We start from the raw sequence: 15,605 nt of genomic DNA, 5'->3' as shown, positions 1-15,605 counted from the left end.
CATGCAGCGGGTGGATAGGGGGTTATCAGGGGAATGGATAGCACGTACGGACACTATTGCCGTTTTAGTAACAGTCCTTGTCACGAACCGGCATTACTCATCCTGTTACAAACGACTATTCTTAGCGGGCTTTCAGGGCAAACGGCCCGCTTCCCCCGACCGGAAGAAAAGCCAGATTCAAATAGATTGAGGCCTGTTTTCAATCTGTTACCGGTGTTCACTGACGTTGATTTGTCGCTCCTTGATCCAACGTCTGACTTCAGCCGCTGCGTTTGCAGCGGCTTTTTTTTGCCCTGAATAAAACGGGGCGCCATCAGCGCCCCGCAGGATTAAAGCTTTTTCAAGCAACGATCACAGGCTGTACTTCTGCAAGTTGGCCATCATTTCCTTCAACGCTTCGATGTTGTCCTTGGGGTGTGCCGCGCCTTCGAAGTCGCAGATCTGCTGCCAGTGCGCCGCCACGTCTTCGGGCGAGAACCCCGCCTCAGGGTCAAAGCCCACACCCAGGCTGCGTTCCCAGCGGGTCTTGCCGATCCAACCGCCGCCCACTTCAAACAGCCCGGAGGTTTCCTGGCAGGCTTCACTGCCCAGGTACACCACCAGCGGGCTGACCAGTTCCGGTTTGAGGCGTTCGAACACCTGCGGCGGGATCAAGCCTTCGGTCATGCGTGTACCGCCGGTGGGGGCGATGGCGTTGACCAGGATGTTGTTCTTGCGTCCTTCCAGCGCCAGCGTTCGGGTCAGGCCGTACAGGCCGAGCTTGGCCATGCCGTAGTTGGACTGGCCGAAGTTGCCGTAGATACCCGAGGTAGACGCGGTGAAGATCACCCGGCCATACCCTTGCTCGCGCAGATGGGGCCAGGCGGCGCGGGTGACTTTGTAGGCGCCTTCGACATGAACCCGGTAAACCAGGTCCCAGTCGCTGTCGTCCATTTTGTGGAAGGTCTTGTCGCGCAGGATCCCGGCGTTGTTGACCACCACATCGATACGGCCGAAGGCGTCGAGGGCGTTCTGCACGATCTTGTCACCGTCGGTGACAGAGTCGTGGTTGGCCTCGGCGATACCGCCCGCTTCGCGAATCTCGGCCACCACCCGGTCGGCGGCGGACGCATTGGCGCCTTCACCTTGCGTGGAACCGCCGAGATCGTTGACCAGAACCTTGGCGCCATGCCTGGCGAACAGCAGCGCATGGGCCCGGCCCAATCCGCCACCGGCACCGGTGACGATCACGACCTTATCCTGGAACTGCACTGATTCACTCATACCGAACTCCAATGGCGACAATGGGAATGGGTCGAGTGTCAGGCACCGGGGCGCTGGTCACAATAAAGCCGGCCAGGGCTGAATGGTGCTCGATAAGGCTGAGGGATAATCGTCCGATCAGGAATAGGCCATTCGCGGAGCCGAGTGGCCGATGCGATCACGAAACGCCAGGTAATGCTTGAGCACCTGCACCGGCGCCTCGATCTGCGGGTAATGGCCGATATTGGCCAATAGCACCGTGTCGGCGTGAGGCACCAGTTCGTGATAACGCGCCACCATGTGGGCACCGGAGATCGGGTCGATCTCGCCGTCGATCACCCGCAGCGGCACATCAGTGTGTTGCATCGCCGCCACCCAACGCTCACGCAGGCGCCGACGCTGAGGAATGTAAGCGATGAGTTTGTGCAGGATGCGCGTGCCATCGTTGCGGTCGATCAGGCTCCAGAAATCGTCCAGGGCGCTTTCGCTGGGGCGGGTGTTGGGGCCGAATATCTGGCTGAAACTGTTGGCCAGGGCATTGCGCCCGAACGCGCGACCGATCATCCAGCCCAAGGGGCTGAGCAGCAGCTTTTGCACCAGCGCCGGACGATGGGTTTCCGGGAACAACCCGCCGTTGAGAAACACGCAGCTGGCCATGTGAAAGCGGCCTTCGCAGTGCCGGGCCAGCAGTTCCTGGGCCACGCTGTCGCCATAGTCGTGGGCGAGCACATGCACCGGCTGATCCACACGCAGGTGCTCCAGCAGCGCCTGTTGCAAGTCTGCCTGTTCCAACAGGCAATAACCATGGTCGAGGGGTTTGGCCGAGTCGCCAAAACCGAGCATGTCGCAGGCGATCACCAGGTTGCGTTGGGCAAGGGGCTGCCACAGGTAATGCCAGTCCCAACTGGCAGTGGGAAAGCCATGGATCAACAACAAGGGTTCGCCCTGCCCCGCCACCCAGTAGCGGATAGTGCGTCCGTTAAAGTCGAAGGTCTGGCTGCGTTTGCGCCAGACACTCAGCGGGATCTCGGCGAGAGGCATCAGGTTTTATACCCAGGATCGAGGCTGTCCAATTTGCGCAGCAACGCCGGCCAGGCCAGCGCGCCCCCCATACCTTGCGCACTCTTTGTGACAGCCGCCACCATCGCCTTGGCACCGGCGAGGATCTGCGGCCCGATGGGGATCAAATCCGCCCCGCCGCTCTGGGCCAGCACCTGGATATCGCAGGCGCGCTGGAAGGTAAACATCATCAGAAACGTGTCGGCGATGGTGCTGCCGCAGGTCAGCAGACCGTGGTTGTGCAGCATCAGGAAATTATTTTGGCCAAGATCGGCCTGCAAACGGGCCTTCTCTTCGTGGTTCAGCGCCACGCCTTCGTAGGCGTGATAAGCCAGGCTCGACAGCACGAAGATCGATTGCTGGCTGATCGGCAAGACGCCCTGCTTCTGCGCCGCCACCGCGACACCGGCAGCGGTGTGGGTATGCAGCACGCACGTCACATCGTGGCGCACTTCATGGATGGCGCTGTGGATGGTGTAGCCCGCCGGGTTGATCTCGTAGGGGCTGTCCATCAGCTTGTTGCCGGCCTGGTCGACCTTGACCAGGCTCGACGCGGTGATCTCGTGAAACATCAGCCCGTAGGGGTTGATCAGGAAATCGTCGGTGCCCGGCACCTTGGCCGAGATATGGGTGAAGATCAGGTCATCCCAGCCGTGCATCGCCACCAGGCGGTAGCAGGCGGCCAGGTCGACGCGGGTCTGCCATTCGGCGGCGCCGACCTGATCTTTGACATTCTGTGGCGATGGAACGGGGGCTAGACTCACGGCAACGACCTCCTTGGCGCACTTTCTTATTGTTTTTTGAGTGATGGGCCAGTCTAGTCAGACGCCCTGCCCGCCGTAGTTGCCTTGGCAGCCAGCTTGATGACCGTGCGGGTCAGCCTTGAGAATAGTTTAAATCCGTGCAAGCGACGTCAGAGAAGTGCCGCCAATAAAGGCGCGGCGAACAGGTTGAGCAAGCCGGTCAGGACCATCACCAGGCCAGCAACCGAGCCCTCTTCGCCGCCCACTTCATGGGCCCGGCTCACGCCCGCACCGTGGGCACCCACGCCAAACAGCGCACCGCGCGCCAGCGGCGTACGCAGGGGTAGCCATTTGAGCAGCACGCCGCCGAGCATCGCCCCAAACACACCGGTGAACATCACGAACACCGCCGTCAGTTCAGGCACGCCACCCAGGTCGGAGGACACCGGCATGGCGAACGGCGTGGTGATGGAGCGCGGCACCAGGGACATGGTCACCGAGCTGTCCAGGGCCAACGCTTTGGCCAAGCCAAATGAGGTGGCGATGGACGCCACGCTGCCCGCCACCATCCCCAGCAACAACGCCGACCAGTAACGCGCCAGCAACCGCCGCTGCTGCCAGATCGGCACGGCGAATGCCACGGTGACGGGGCCGAGTACCAGCATCAGCCAGTGAGTATCGGCGGAGTATTCGGCGTAGGCCGTGTTCATCGGCACGGCCACCGCCAGCAACAGCACGGGCACCAGGATCAGCGGCGACAACAGATAACGCCCGGTACGGCGGTAGATCCAGCGGCTGAAGACATATGCGCCCACGGTCAAGGCGAGCCAGAACACCGGCATCAGCTCAAGCTTCATGGCGCAGCCTCCAGCGGCACACCAGCTCCACGGTGAACGCGGTCACCAGCATCACCGCCAGGGTGCTGAGGCCGATGACCAGCAGGATGCGCCAACCGTCATTGCGCAGCAGGCCGCCGTAGTCCAGCAGACTCATCAGCGCAGGGATGAAGAACAGCAGCATTTCAGCCATCAGCACGCCGGCCCCCAGTTGCAGGGCCGCCGGTTTGACCAGGCCGCTGGCGAAGACCATCAACAACAGGCCCAGGCCTACCACACCGCCGGGAATCTGCCACGCCCACCACACGGCCAGTTGGCAGCCGAACAGGTAAATGGCCAGTAGCACGACCAGTTCAATCAACAGACGGGTGAAACGTTTCATGGGCTTTGGGTCCTCGCAGGCCTTCATTTTAAAGAGGCATGTCCCATCCCCACAGCGAATTGTTAGACTGCCAGCTATTCCAAATCGGAATTTCGCACATGGAATTCAAACAGCTACGCAGCTTCGTCGAGGTAATCCACCGCGGTGGCTTTACCCAGGCCGGCAAAACCCTGCATATCAGCCAGTCCGCCGTCAGCAAACAGGTTGCGCAATTGGAGCAGAGCCTGGGCACGCCCCTGCTCGACCGGATCGGCTCGCAGATTCGCCTGACCGCCGCCGGCCAAGTCGTCCTGCAACGCGCCGAAGCCATGCTGCGCCTGCAAAACGAGCTACTCAGCGAGTTGGACGATATGCACCAGTTGACCCGAGGCGAGTTGCGCCTTGGCCTGCCATTGTTGGCCGGCGATACGTTGTTTGCCGGGCTGTTTGCCGAATACCGCAGGCGTTACCCGAACGTGACCATCCAGTTGCTGGAGGGCGGCAGTCGCAATATCGAACAGGCCATCCTGAGCGGCGAACTGGAAGTAGGGGGCAGCCTGAAACCCAGCGACTCGGCGTTTGCCTGGCAAGCGTTCTGCGATGAGCCCCTGGACGCGCTGTTGCCGATTGATCATCCGTTGGCGGAAAACGCCCAGGTACGCCTGGAGGAATTGGCCGACACGCCGTTCCTGATGTACCAGCGCAGTTTCGTGCTGAACGACCGCCTGATGCAGGCGTGTGAGCAGTTGGGTTTTACGCCGAAGGAAATCGGTCGCAGTGGCCAGGCGGACTTCCTCGCCGCGCTGGTCGCCGCCGGCCAGGGCGTGGTGCTGCTGCCCAGCGTGGTCGCCCGTGGGCTGGTGCGACCGGGGGTGGTGCGCCTGACGCTCAAGGCGCCCGACTACTTGCGCTGGGACATTGCATTTATCTGGCGTGACGGCGCCTATCTGTCGAAAGCCGCCCAGGCCTGGCTGGCATTGCTGCGTGAGTTTCCGGTCAAGCGCGCAGTGCAGTGACCAGCTCCGCCAGCCACGGTTCGGCGTCGGCTTCCGGGGTCACACTTTCGCTGGCGTCCAGGCGCAACATCGGCAGTACTTCGCGCACGCCCAGCTCGCCAAACAGCTCGCGCATCTGCTCGCCACCACCGCAGAAGGTGTCGCCGTAGCTGGCGTCGCCCAGGCCGATCACCGCACCGGGCAGGCCGCGCCAAGCGGCGGGCAGTTGATCACGAATCGTTGAGTACAGGGGTTGGAGATTGTCGGGCAATTCGCCCATGCCGGTGGTGGACGTCACCGCCAGAAACGCGTCCGGCGCAAACGCCTGCACATCGGCGAGGCTGGCGCGAGGGTTGTGCCAGGCCTCGAAACCGGCGGCATTGAGAATGCCGACAGCGTGACGGGCGACTTCTTCAGCCGTGCCGTAGACCGAGCCGGAAAGGATGGCGACTTTCATCAATCTGATCCTGTAGTTGAGCGAAAGCCTGGGATATTAACAGCTGCCACAATTTTTTCGGCGCACCCCGTGCAACATTCAGGGCTTGCCATAAACTCCACAGTTCAAAAACAAGCCATGGACCGCTCAATGATTAACGCCAAGCTGATGCAACTGGTCATCAACGCCTCCAACGACGGTATCGTCGTCGCCGAGCGCGAAGGCAAAGACAAGCCGCTGATCTACGTCAACCCAGCTTTCGAACGCCTGACCGGCTACACCCTGGATGAAATTCTCTACCAGGATTGCCGCTTCCTGCAGTCGGGCGACCGTGATCAGCCAGCACTGATGGCGATTCGAGAGGCACTGGAAAGCGGAGGTGCATGCCGGGAAATCTTGCGCAATTACCGCAAGGACGGCAGCCATTTCTGGAATGAGCTGTCGCTGTCGACGGTGTACAACGAGGCCGACAAGCAGACTTATTTCGTCGGCGTACAAAAAGACGTCACGTTGCAGGTCAAGGCCCAGCAGCGCGCCACCCAATTGGAAAGCGAACTGGCCCAGGTCAAGGCCGAACTGGCCGCGCTCAAAGCGACGAGCGGATCTAACAAAATTTAGGAAGTGCGATCATTAGGGGGGATAATGGCATTTTAACACCCCCTAATGAGCACGAGTGATGCAACGCGATGCGCTCCTGACCCAGGACGAGCTGGATTTCATTCAGAACATGCAGCACAACCCGCAACTCAACCTGCGGGATGCTTCATCGAGCCTGACCGTTAACGGCGGCGCACAGATTCGCGACTTGCTTACCCGGCTGGCCGCTCACGACCACCTCACCATCCAGGCACAATTCGATAATCAGCAACTGACCTTCCCCTTGCACTTGGTGGAAGACGAGTTCAATGCCGTGCACCTGCGTTTGGGCGTGCCAAGCATTTTCGAAGACGGGCCGATGATTCGTCCCTGGCGCCTGGCCCTGGAAACCCCGGTGGCGCTGGAGAACATCAGGGGCAACCTCAGTGCGTTGTGGGTGCATGAAGTTTCGTTCAAGGGGGTGCTGGTGGAGATTCGCGGGCGGGTCAAACCACCGAAAACCTTTTCCCTATGGTTCAGCCCATCCGGCTACGAGCGCATCGCCTTGCGCGGCACATTGGAGCGGGAAACCGCCCGAGGCTTGTTCGCCTATCGCCTGAGCCAGAGTGATGCGGATGAAACCGAGCGTCTGCGCCAGTTCATCCTGCATCAGCACCGCCTGGTGCACCCGCACGTGCACGCCTGATTTCAGGTATCCAGGTTGCCGCTGAGGAACTGCTGCAGGCGGCGCTGCATCAAGCGCCCGTCACTGCCCAGGCAACCGACGGGCGAGCCCACAAGGTCTTTTTCCGCTAGGTCCGAAGCGGCGCCGGCGATCAGCAATGGGCAATCCAGGGTCTGCGCCAAGCGATTCAAGCGTCCCACCCGCTCATGATTGTGTGCATGATTGGAAAACACGATCAGTGCCTGGGGATGGGTCTTCTCACAGATCAGCGTCAATTCGTCCAGCGGCTGGCCGACCGCCAGGACCTTCACCGCCAAGTTCTCTCGGCTCATCAGTAGCGCAGCCACCAACAATTCCAGTTTGCGGCACTCGCCGGGGATGGCCGCAAGCAGCACCCGCGAAAACGGCTCCGCACAGGCCAGTTGCAGGCGCTGCAAGGCCCGGACCCGCAGGAAGTTATCGAAAAACAACCATTCGCTGGCCTGACCGAACCGGCCCTGGTGACGCAACAGCTCGTGCCAAAGCGGCATCAGGATGTCTTCAAAAGCCACGCTGAGGGGGTAGGTGGCAAGAACACTGGCGTACTGGTGTTCCAACCGTCGGTCGTCGAACGCGCTGACAGCCTGCATCATCTGTGCCTGCCATTGAGCCCAGTCCCCGCCCTCCAGCGAGTCTTGCTCGGCGCGAACAGCCAGGGCTTGCTGGTCGTCACGGGCGAGAATTTTCCCAACCTTGCTGACCGCCACACCGCGCTCGATCCAATCGAGGATACGATTGACGGTCGTAATATCAGCCTTGGAATACAACCGATGCCCGCTTTCGGTGCGTACGGGCTGGATCAGGCCGTAACGTCGCTCCCAGGCACGCAAGGTGACCGGATTGACGCCTGTCATTCTCGAGACTTCACGAATTGGAAACAGCTTATCGGAATCGGTCGATTCAAGATGCAAATTGCTATCATGGGAGGCAGTGATCACGGGCATTGGAGACCAAAAAACCAACGGTAAATAGAACCTCATTTAACGCCCTTAGACCTGTCTTTTTCAAGGTCCCAGCTTATTCGGACCAATGCCTCTGGCGTATTTGTGCAAAACAGGAATAATCCTTGCCTGTTTTTACAGAGCGGCACCACCCCGCCGCTTTGTTTGTGCGCCCCCTACCCGGCCCGGCGCACCTGAATATTTGGAGATACACAATGTCTACCTCCCCCGTCACCCTGATGGTTGCGCGTCGCGTGGCCAAGGGTCGCTACGAAGAATTGATGGCCTGGCTGCGTGAAGGCGAGCAATTGGCCACGGATTTTCCGGGTTACCTGGGCTCAGGCGTGCTTGCCCCGCCGCCCAACGATGATGAATTCCAGATTATTTTCCGCTTCGCCGATGAAAAAACCCTGCATGCCTGGGAGTTTTCCGCGTCCCGCAGTGCGTGGCTGAGCCGTGGCAGTGAGCTGTTTGCCGACCCGTCCGAACACCGCGTGCGCGGCATCGACGGCTGGTTCGGCGCAGTGGGCGCGCGCCCACCTCGCTGGAAGCAGGCCGTAGCCATCTGGCTGGCGTTTTTCCCGGTGTCACTGTTGTTCAATTTTGTGCTGGGGCCGCTGCTGAGCGAACTGGACCTGGCACCGCGCGTGCTGGTCAGTACCCTGGCGCTGACGCCACTGATGGTTTACTGGTTCATCCCGCTGTCGACCCACCTGTTGGCAAACTGGCTGCATCCTGCCCCTGCACCGCGCAAGGCTAGCGAAGCCGCGGCGTGAATACAGGGGCGCTCGGTCGCTGGTATAGTTTCAACCTGCCAGCGACTCGAGCCTCCCATGACTGCAACAAACGCCCCGATCCTGATCACCGGCGCCGGCCAGCGTGTCGGCATGCATTGCGCCCAGCGCTTGCTGGATGACGGCCACCCGGTGATTTTCAGCTACCGCAGCGAACGACCTGGCGTGCAGGTGTTGCGCGAGCGTGGGGCGATCGCAGTGTTTGCCGACTTCTCCAGCGAGGCCGGCATCCTGGCGTTTATCGCTGAGCTGAACACCCATACCCAGAGCCTGCGTGCGATCATCCACAACGCCTCGGCCTGGATGGCGGAGTCGCCCGACGACGAAAGCCGCGCGTTTACCGACATGTTCAGCGTGCACATGCTTGCGCCGTACCTGATCAACCTGCATTGTTCACCCTTGCTGCACCGCTCGACACCGGCCGACATCGTGCACATCAGCGATGACGTGGTGCGCAAGGGCAGCCGCCAGCACATCGCCTATTGCGCCACCAAGGCCGGGCTCGACAGCCTTACGCTGTCGTTTGCCGCGCAGTTCGCGCCGTTGATCAAGGTCAACGGTATCGCCCCGGCGATGGTGATGTTCAACGATGGCGACGACGACGCCTACCGCGCCAAGGTACTGGCCAAGTCGGCACTGGGCATCGAACCCGGGCCCGAGGTGATCTACCAGAGCGTGCGTTACCTGCTGGACAACCCCTATGTCACCGGTACCACCCTGACCGTCAACGGCGGGCGGCATATCAAGTAAGCCGTTTGTGAGGATGTTGTATGACCTTATCCCTGCCCCACCATTACCGCGAGATCCTCAAGGGCTTGGGCGAAGACCCCGAGCGCGAAGGCCTGCTCGATACCCCCAAGCGTGCCGCCAAGGCCATGCAGTACCTGTGTCATGGCTACGAGCAGAACCTGGACGAAATCGTCAACGGCGCGCTGTTTGCCTCCGACAATGACGAGATGGTGATCCTCAAGGACATCGAGTTGTACTCGCTGTGCGAGCATCACCTGCTGCCCTTTATCGGCAAGGCCCATGTGGCCTATATCCCAACCGGCAAGGTGCTCGGCCTGTCAAAGCTGGCACGCATCGTCGACATGTTCGCCCGCCGCCTGCAGATCCAGGAAAACCTCACGCGGCAAATCGCCGATGCCATCCAGCAAGTGACCCAGGCCGCCGGTGTGGCCGTGGTGATCGAAGCCAAGCACATGTGCATGATGATGCGCGGTGTGGAAAAACAGAATTCAACCATGAACACCTCGGTGATGCTCGGCGCGTTTCGCGAGTCGAACACCACGCGCATGGAGTTCCTGCAACTGATCGGACGGAGCAAGTAGCAATGCCACAACTTCAACCAGGCATGGCGCGCATCCGGGTCAAGGACCTGTGCCTGCGCACCTTTATCGGTATCAATGAGGAGGAAATCCTCAACAAGCAGGATGTGCTGATCAACCTGACCATCCTGTACGCCGCCCAGGAAGCGGTGCGCGACAACGATATCGACCACGCGCTGAACTACCGCACCATCACCAAGGCGATCATCGCGCATGTGGAGGGCAACCGGTTTGCCCTGCTGGAGCGCCTGACCCAGGAACTGCTGGACCTGGTGATGAGCAATGAGTCGGTGCTGTACGCCGAAGTGGAAGTGGACAAGCCCCATGCGTTGCGCTTTGCGGAGTCGGTTTCGATTACCCTGGCGGCCAGCCGTTAACCCCTGAGATTTGCGTGAACCTTATGAACGACCAACAACGACTCGAACTCGAAGCCGCCGCCTTTCGCCGGCTGGTGGCGCATCTGGACAGCCGCAAGGATGTGCAGAACATCGACCTGATGAACCTCGCCGGTTTCTGCCGCAACTGCTTGTCCAAGTGGTACAAGGCCGAGGCCGACGCGCGCCAGATCGAGCTGAGCCTCGATGACGCCCGTGAAGTGGTGTACGGCATGCCGTACGCCGAATGGAAAACCCAATACCAGAAAGAAGCCAGCGCCGATCAACAGGCGGCGTTCGCCAAAGGAAAACCCCATGACTGATTTGAACACCCTGCGCGCCAGCCTCAACAGCGGCGAACATGTTTTTGCCGATACCCTGGCGTTTGTCGCTGCCGGTTATGAGTACCAGCCACAGGCGTTCACCAATGGCGAGGTAGAGAATGCCGCAGGGCAGAACGAAGGGTCGTGCAAGACGTTGGGTTTGGCGCTGCTGGAAGGCTTGAGCGATCAGGAAGCGCTGCTGGCGTTTGGTGAACATTACCGCTCAGTGGTGGCGACGCCTGAGGGCAGCGACCACGGCAATATCCGCGCATTGATCGCAAACGGCCTGGCCGGTGTGAAGTTCACCGCCCAGCCCCTGACTCGCAAATCCTGAGCCAGACCTGAATCAAAATGTGGGAGGGGGCTTGCCCCCGATTGCAGCGTGTCAGCTAATGAATACCTGGCTGATACACCGCTATCGGGGGCAAGCCCCCTCCCACATTTGTTTGCGGCGTTGGTTAGAACGCAGCGTCTTTCAGACCATCCAGGTAACGCTCGGCATCCAATGCCGCCATGCAACCGGCGCCGGCCGAGGTGATGGCCTGGCGGTAGACGTGGTCGGCCACGTCACCGGCAGCAAAGATACCTTCGATGTTGGTCGCGGTGGCGTTGCCTTCACGGCCGCCCTGCACCACCAGGTAACCGTCTTTGGCTTCCAGCACGCCCTCGAACAGCGAGGTGTTCGGGGTATGGCCGATGGCGATGAACACGCCGTCGACTTTCAGCTCGTCGAAGCTGCCGTCGTTGTTCTTCAGGCGGGCACCCGTCACGCCCATGTTGTCGCCCAGGACTTCGTCCAGGGTGGCATTGAGCTTGAGGATGATCTTGCCTTCGGCGACACGGGCATGCAGCTTGTCGATCAGGATCTTCTCGGCGCGGAAGGTCTCGCGGCGGTGAACCAGGGTCACGGTGCTGGCGATGTTGGCCAGGTACAGCGCCTCTTCCACGGCGGTGTTGCCACCGCCGACCACGGCGACCGGTTTGTTGCGGTAGAAGAAACCGTCGCAGGTCGCGCAGGCGGAAACGCCTTTGCCCATGAACGCTTCTTCCGACGGCAGGCCCAGGTAGCGAGCGCTGGCGCCAGTGGCGATGATCAGTGCGTCACAGGTGTACACGCCGCTGTCGCCGGTCAGGCTGTAAGGCTTCTTGGAGAAGTCGACCTGGTTGATGTGATCAAACACGATCTCGGTTTCAAAGCGTTCGGCGTGTTCTTTCATGCGCTCCATCAGCACCGGGCCGGTCAGGCCGTGGACGTCGCCCGGCCAGTTGTCGACTTCGGTGGTGGTGGTCAATTGACCGCCCGCCTGCATGCCGGTGATCAGCAGCGGCTTGAGGTTGGCCCGGGCAGCGTAGACAGCGGCGCTGTAACCGGCAGGGCCGGAACCGAGAATAATCACTCGCGAATGACGGGTATCAGACATGACTCACTCCTATCGACCGCCCGGACTACAAGGCGGCTGGAATAAAAAAGGGACCACGAAGCACTTGGGGAAGGCTTGAACTCGCAGGCCCTGAAAAATAATGGGTGCAGCGTATCGAGGGGGGCAAGATTAAGGAAATACGGAATAACAATCCAGCTCATAGACGGTCACTATGTAGTTGGCCCGACTGATCGACGGGTTTGTTACGGCTGATGTCGCGGCTTTCGCCTGCGATGTAAAGCCGGTAAGGTCGGCGCGTTCGCCCTTTTGCTCGGAGTTCTCCATGCCTGCCCCTGCTCTTTCCGGCCCGCAATACCTGCGCGAAGGCCTCAAACTCGTATTGAGCCCCGGCCTGCGTCTGTTTGTGCTGCTGCCGCTGGCGATCAACCTGGTGCTGTTCGTTGGCTTGATCTATTTCGCCGGTCATCAGTTCAGCCTGTGGGTCGATCACCTGATGCCGACGCTGCCGAGTTGGCTGAGCTTCCTGAACTATCTGCTCTGGCCATTGTTCGTGGTGCTCGTGGTGTTGATGGTGTTTTTCACCTTCACCATGCTCGCCAACATCATCGCCGCCCCCTTCAACGGCTTTCTCTCGGAGAAGGTGGAAGTGGTGGTGCGCGGCACCGATGACTTCCCGGCCTTCAGTTGGGGCGAGCTGATCGCGATGGTACCGCGCACCCTCGTCCGGGAGATGCGTAAGCTGGGCTACTTCCTGCCACGGGCCATCGGCCTGTTTATCCTGTCGTTTATTCCGGTGGTCAATTTGGTCGCTGCACCGCTGTGGTTGCTGTTTGGCGTGTGGATGATGGCGATCCAATACATCGACTACCCGGCCGATAACCACAAGCTGGGCTGGAACGAGATGCTCGCCTGGCTGCGCCAGAAGCGCTGGCAGAGCATGAGTTTCGGCGGCATCGTCTACCTGGTGTTGCTGGTGCCGGTGGTCAACCTGCTGATGATGCCAGCGGCGGTGGCTGGAGCGACGTTGTTCTGGGTGCGCGAGCAAGGCGCCGAGGCGATGGCAGCGCAGCAAAAGGTGACTCAGTCATAAATCCATCATCTCGATGACACAATGACGACATGGCCCACGGTGACACTGTGGGTCATGACGACAGCTTCGCTTCACATCACCCTTATCACCGAAACCTTCCCGCCAGAGATCAACGGGGTGGCCAATACCCTTGGCCGCCTGTGCGAGGGGTTGCGGGCGCGTGGCCATCAAGTCGAGCTGGTACGCCCGCGCCAGGGCGTCGACCAGAGCCGCCCCAGCGACGACGCGTTACTGCTATGCCGTGGCTGGCCGCTGCCGGGATATCCGGGCCTGCAGTGGGGCCAGTCGTCGATGCACAAGCTGCTGCGGCGCTGGACGCGTCAGCGTCCGGACGTGCTGTACATCGCTACTGAAGGCCCCTTGGGCTTGTCTGCCCTGCGTGCGGCCCGGCGCCTGGGGATCAGCGTGGTCAGTGGCTTTCACACCAACTTCCAGCAGTACTCGAACCAATACGGCTTGAGCATGCTGAGCCGGATGGTCACGCACTACCTACGCTGGTTTCATAACCGCTCAACCCTGACCCTGGTGCCCAGCGCCAGCCAGCGCCTGGAGCTCGAGCGCCGGCATTTCGAACGCTTGGGAATGTTGTCACGTGGGGTGGACAGCCAACTGTTCCATCCCGCAAAACGTGACAATGCGCTGCGGGAAAGCTGGGCATTGAACAGCGAACAGACTGCCGTGCTCTACGTGGGCAGGCTGGCGCAGGAGAAAAACCTGGGCCTGCTAAAGCGCTGCTTCGAAACGTTGCAAGACACCTACCCAATGCGCCAGATGAAACTGATCATCGTCGGCGATGGCCCACAACGCGCGGCGCTGGAAAAGGAGCTGCCGGAAGCAATCTTCTGCGGCACCTTGCGCGGTGAAGAACTGGCGCGGCATTACGCATCGGGCGATGTGTTCCTGTTCCCCAGCCTCACCGAAACCTTCGGCAACGTGGTGTTGGAAGCGATGGCATCCGGGTTGGGGGTGGTGGCCTACGACCAGGCCGCTGCAACCCAGCATATCCGCCACGGCTACAACGGCGTGCTGGCGATGCCCGGGGATGAGAACGCATTTTGCGAGGCAGCCAACTGGTTGCTGGAAGACGCCGAAAGCTTGCGCCGCATGCGCCTGAATGCCCGCCAACACGCCAGCCGCCAGGGCTGGCCGGCGATTATCGAGCAGTTCGAGCGTCAGCTGCGTGGGGTTTGCAAGGACGGGCATCCGGTGCCCGCCCTGTCGCCGCTTACACCAGGGTCGTCAACGCCTCACGACTGAAAGGCAGGATGTCGCCCTCGCGACCCTCGCGCACCTTCAACGCCCAATCCGGGTCCACCAGCAGGGCACGGCCCACGGCGACCAGATCAAACTCGTCGTTGTTCAAGCGCTCCAGCAGCTTCTCCAGGCTGGCCGGTTGCGCGACTTTGTCGGTGTTGACCATGAACTGCAGGAACTCGCCATCCAGGCCCACGCTGCCCACGGTGATGGTCGGCTTGCCGGTGAGCTGACGGGTCCAGCCGGCCAGGTTGAGGTCGGAACCTTCGAATTCCGGCTCCCAGAAACGCCGAGTGGAGCAGTGGAAAATGTCCACACCCGCATCAGACAACGGCTTGAGAAACTCGCCCAGCGCTTGCGAGGTTTGCACCAGGCGCGCGGTGTAATCCTGCTGTTTCCACTGGGAAAAGCGGAAGATGATCGGGAAATCAGGGCCGACCGCAGCGCGGGTAGCCTGGATCAGTTCAATGGCAAAGCGTGAGCGGTTGGCCAGGCTGCCGCCGTATTCGTCGGTACGCTGGTTGCTGCCTTCCCAGAAGAACTGATCGACCAGATAGCCGTGGGCGCCGTGGATCTCCACGCCGTCCATGCCGATGCGCTGCGCATCCTTGGCGGCTTGGGCGAAGGCGTTGATCACATCCTTGATGTCTTGCTGGGTCATGCCATGCACGACGACGTTGCCATCCTTGAGTTTTTCCATCGGGCCGTAGGCCGGCACGCTGGCGTCAGGTTCAGTGCCGATACGGCGCACACTACCTACGTGCCACAGCTGAGGGACGATCTTGCCGCCTTCGGCGTGTACCGCGTCGACCACTTTCTTCCAGCCGGCCAGGGCGGCTTCACCGTAGAAGTGCGGGACATTGGGGTAACCGTTGGAGGCCTGGTGGCCGACCACTGTGCCTTCAGTGATGATCAAGCCCACACCGGCGGCGGCGCGGCGACGGTAGTACTCGATCACTTTGGAGTTGGGCACGCCACCCGGCGAGAACGAGCGGGTCATCGGCGCCATGACGACGCGGGTCGACAGTTGCAATGCACCGAGCTGGAAGGGTTTGAACAAGGCTTGGACGGGCATGGGGGCACTCCACGGAAGACGGGGTTTATGATGTGGATAATATGGGGAGTGCAGCATGCTGGGTAGCACTAT

General features: G+C 60.9%; 20 protein-coding genes. 11 read left to right on the top strand and 9 right to left on the bottom strand.

Annotated elements, in window-relative coordinates; genetic code table 11:
* Window positions 1-351: 351 nt before the first annotated feature.
* The 5 genes from NL123_RS05185 to NL123_RS05165 all read right to left on the bottom strand — a co-directional run bounded on the left by NL123_RS05185 (window position 352) and on the right by NL123_RS05165 (window position 4,262).
* Window positions 352-1,263, bottom strand: coding sequence for an SDR family oxidoreductase (locus NL123_RS05185; RefSeq protein WP_058426770.1), 912 nt, complete (start codon window positions 1,261-1,263; stop codon window positions 352-354).
* 117 nt (window positions 1,264-1,380) lie between these two features.
* Window positions 1,381-2,283, bottom strand: coding sequence for an alpha/beta fold hydrolase (locus tag NL123_RS05180; protein ID WP_248484353.1), 903 nt, complete (start codon window positions 2,281-2,283; stop codon window positions 1,381-1,383).
* Window positions 2,283-3,065 carry a class II aldolase/adducin family protein gene (locus NL123_RS05175; RefSeq protein ID WP_248484356.1) on the bottom strand — a complete coding sequence of 261 codons (783 nt, stop codon included), beginning with the start codon at window positions 3,063-3,065 and terminating at the stop codon, window positions 2,283-2,285. The genes NL123_RS05180 and NL123_RS05175 overlap by 1 nt, the downstream gene beginning before the upstream one ends.
* A gap of 149 nt (window positions 3,066-3,214) precedes the next feature.
* Window positions 3,215-3,901, bottom strand: coding sequence for an LrgB family protein (locus NL123_RS05170; RefSeq protein ID WP_494357345.1), 687 nt, complete (start codon window positions 3,899-3,901; stop codon window positions 3,215-3,217).
* Entirely contained in the window at window positions 3,891-4,262 is a 372-nt protein-coding gene (locus NL123_RS05165) for a CidA/LrgA family protein (RefSeq protein ID WP_248484360.1), read from the bottom strand. The genes NL123_RS05170 and NL123_RS05165 overlap by 11 nt, the downstream gene beginning before the upstream one ends.
* Window positions 4,263-4,360: 98 nt before the next feature.
* Here NL123_RS05165 and NL123_RS05160 point away from each other — a divergent pair, with 98 nt between their 5' ends.
* Complete coding sequence (locus tag NL123_RS05160) at window positions 4,361-5,257, top strand: LysR family transcriptional regulator (RefSeq protein WP_248484369.1); 897 nt, start codon at window positions 4,361-4,363, stop codon at window positions 5,255-5,257.
* Here the strand turns inward: NL123_RS05160 and NL123_RS05155 are convergent.
* Window positions 5,238-5,693 carry a flavodoxin gene (locus tag NL123_RS05155; protein WP_058426776.1) on the bottom strand — a complete coding sequence of 152 codons (456 nt, stop codon included), beginning with the start codon at window positions 5,691-5,693 and terminating at the stop codon, window positions 5,238-5,240. The genes NL123_RS05160 and NL123_RS05155 overlap by 20 nt on opposite strands.
* Before the next feature lie 129 nt (window positions 5,694-5,822).
* On the opposite strand from NL123_RS05155, the gene NL123_RS05150 reads away from it, so the two are divergent.
* Together NL123_RS05150 and NL123_RS05145 are read left to right on the top strand one after the other, a co-directional pair.
* Entirely contained in the window at window positions 5,823-6,290 is a 468-nt protein-coding gene (locus NL123_RS05150) for a PAS domain-containing protein (protein WP_494357344.1), read from the top strand.
* 58 nt (window positions 6,291-6,348) lie between these two features.
* Window positions 6,349-6,954 (top strand): hypothetical protein, encoded by a 606-nt coding sequence (locus NL123_RS05145; RefSeq protein ID WP_248484373.1) that lies wholly within the window; start codon window positions 6,349-6,351, stop codon window positions 6,952-6,954.
* Between the two features lie 2 nt (window positions 6,955-6,956).
* Here NL123_RS05145 and NL123_RS05140 read toward each other — a convergent pair whose 3' ends face one another.
* Window positions 6,957-7,916 (bottom strand): MerR family transcriptional regulator, encoded by a 960-nt coding sequence (locus NL123_RS05140; protein ID WP_494357343.1) that lies wholly within the window; start codon window positions 7,914-7,916, stop codon window positions 6,957-6,959.
* A 212-nt stretch (window positions 7,917-8,128) separates the two neighbouring features.
* Between NL123_RS05140 and NL123_RS05135 the strand changes: the two genes are divergently transcribed.
* Genes NL123_RS05135 through NL123_RS05110 form a run of 6 tightly spaced genes read left to right on the top strand, consistent with a single transcriptional unit; the run spans window position 8,129 to window position 11,066 of the window.
* Window positions 8,129-8,689, top strand: coding sequence for an antibiotic biosynthesis monooxygenase (locus tag NL123_RS05135; RefSeq protein WP_248484384.1), 561 nt, complete (start codon window positions 8,129-8,131; stop codon window positions 8,687-8,689).
* Between the two features lie 57 nt (window positions 8,690-8,746).
* A complete protein-coding gene (gene folM / locus NL123_RS05130) occupies window positions 8,747-9,457 on the top strand; it encodes a dihydromonapterin reductase (protein ID WP_494357342.1) in 711 nt (236 codons plus the stop codon).
* A 20-nt stretch (window positions 9,458-9,477) separates the two neighbouring features.
* Window positions 9,478-10,038: a GTP cyclohydrolase I FolE gene (folE, locus tag NL123_RS05125; protein WP_248484394.1), complete on the top strand. Its 561-nt coding sequence runs from the start codon at window positions 9,478-9,480 to the stop codon at window positions 10,036-10,038.
* Window positions 10,039-10,040: 2 nt separating this feature from the next.
* Window positions 10,041-10,412, top strand: coding sequence for a dihydroneopterin triphosphate 2'-epimerase (gene folX, locus NL123_RS05120; RefSeq protein WP_248484396.1), 372 nt, complete (start codon window positions 10,041-10,043; stop codon window positions 10,410-10,412).
* Window positions 10,413-10,435: 23 nt separating this feature from the next.
* Window positions 10,436-10,732 carry a DUF1244 domain-containing protein gene (locus NL123_RS05115; protein WP_494358281.1) on the top strand — a complete coding sequence of 99 codons (297 nt, stop codon included), beginning with the start codon at window positions 10,436-10,438 and terminating at the stop codon, window positions 10,730-10,732.
* Window positions 10,725-11,066, top strand: a complete 342-nt coding sequence (locus tag NL123_RS05110; RefSeq protein WP_248484398.1) for a HopJ type III effector protein — start codon at window positions 10,725-10,727, stop codon at window positions 11,064-11,066. The genes NL123_RS05115 and NL123_RS05110 overlap by 8 nt, the downstream gene beginning before the upstream one ends.
* A 124-nt stretch (window positions 11,067-11,190) precedes the next feature.
* Here NL123_RS05110 and trxB read toward each other — a convergent pair whose 3' ends face one another.
* Window positions 11,191-12,153, bottom strand: a complete 963-nt coding sequence (trxB, locus tag NL123_RS05105; protein ID WP_017137935.1) for a thioredoxin-disulfide reductase — start codon at window positions 12,151-12,153, stop codon at window positions 11,191-11,193.
* A gap of 283 nt (window positions 12,154-12,436) precedes the next feature.
* Here trxB and cysZ point away from each other — a divergent pair, with 283 nt between their 5' ends.
* Window positions 12,437-13,204 (top strand): sulfate transporter CysZ, encoded by a 768-nt coding sequence (gene cysZ, locus NL123_RS05100; protein WP_494357341.1) that lies wholly within the window; start codon window positions 12,437-12,439, stop codon window positions 13,202-13,204.
* Window positions 13,205-13,258: 54 nt separating this feature from the next.
* Window positions 13,259-14,461, top strand: coding sequence for a glycosyltransferase family 4 protein (locus NL123_RS05095; protein ID WP_494357340.1), 1,203 nt, complete (start codon window positions 13,259-13,261; stop codon window positions 14,459-14,461).
* Here NL123_RS05095 and NL123_RS05090 read toward each other — a convergent pair.
* Complete coding sequence (locus NL123_RS05090) at window positions 14,430-15,533, bottom strand: NADH:flavin oxidoreductase (RefSeq protein WP_494357339.1); 1,104 nt, start codon at window positions 15,531-15,533, stop codon at window positions 14,430-14,432. The genes NL123_RS05095 and NL123_RS05090 overlap by 32 nt on opposite strands.
* Window positions 15,534-15,605 lie beyond the last annotated feature (72 nt).

Source organism: Pseudomonas sp. FBCC-B1565 (assembly GCF_059133265.1).
Note: the sequence above shows the minus strand (reverse complement) of the source record. Positions and strands in the feature narration are given on the sequence as shown.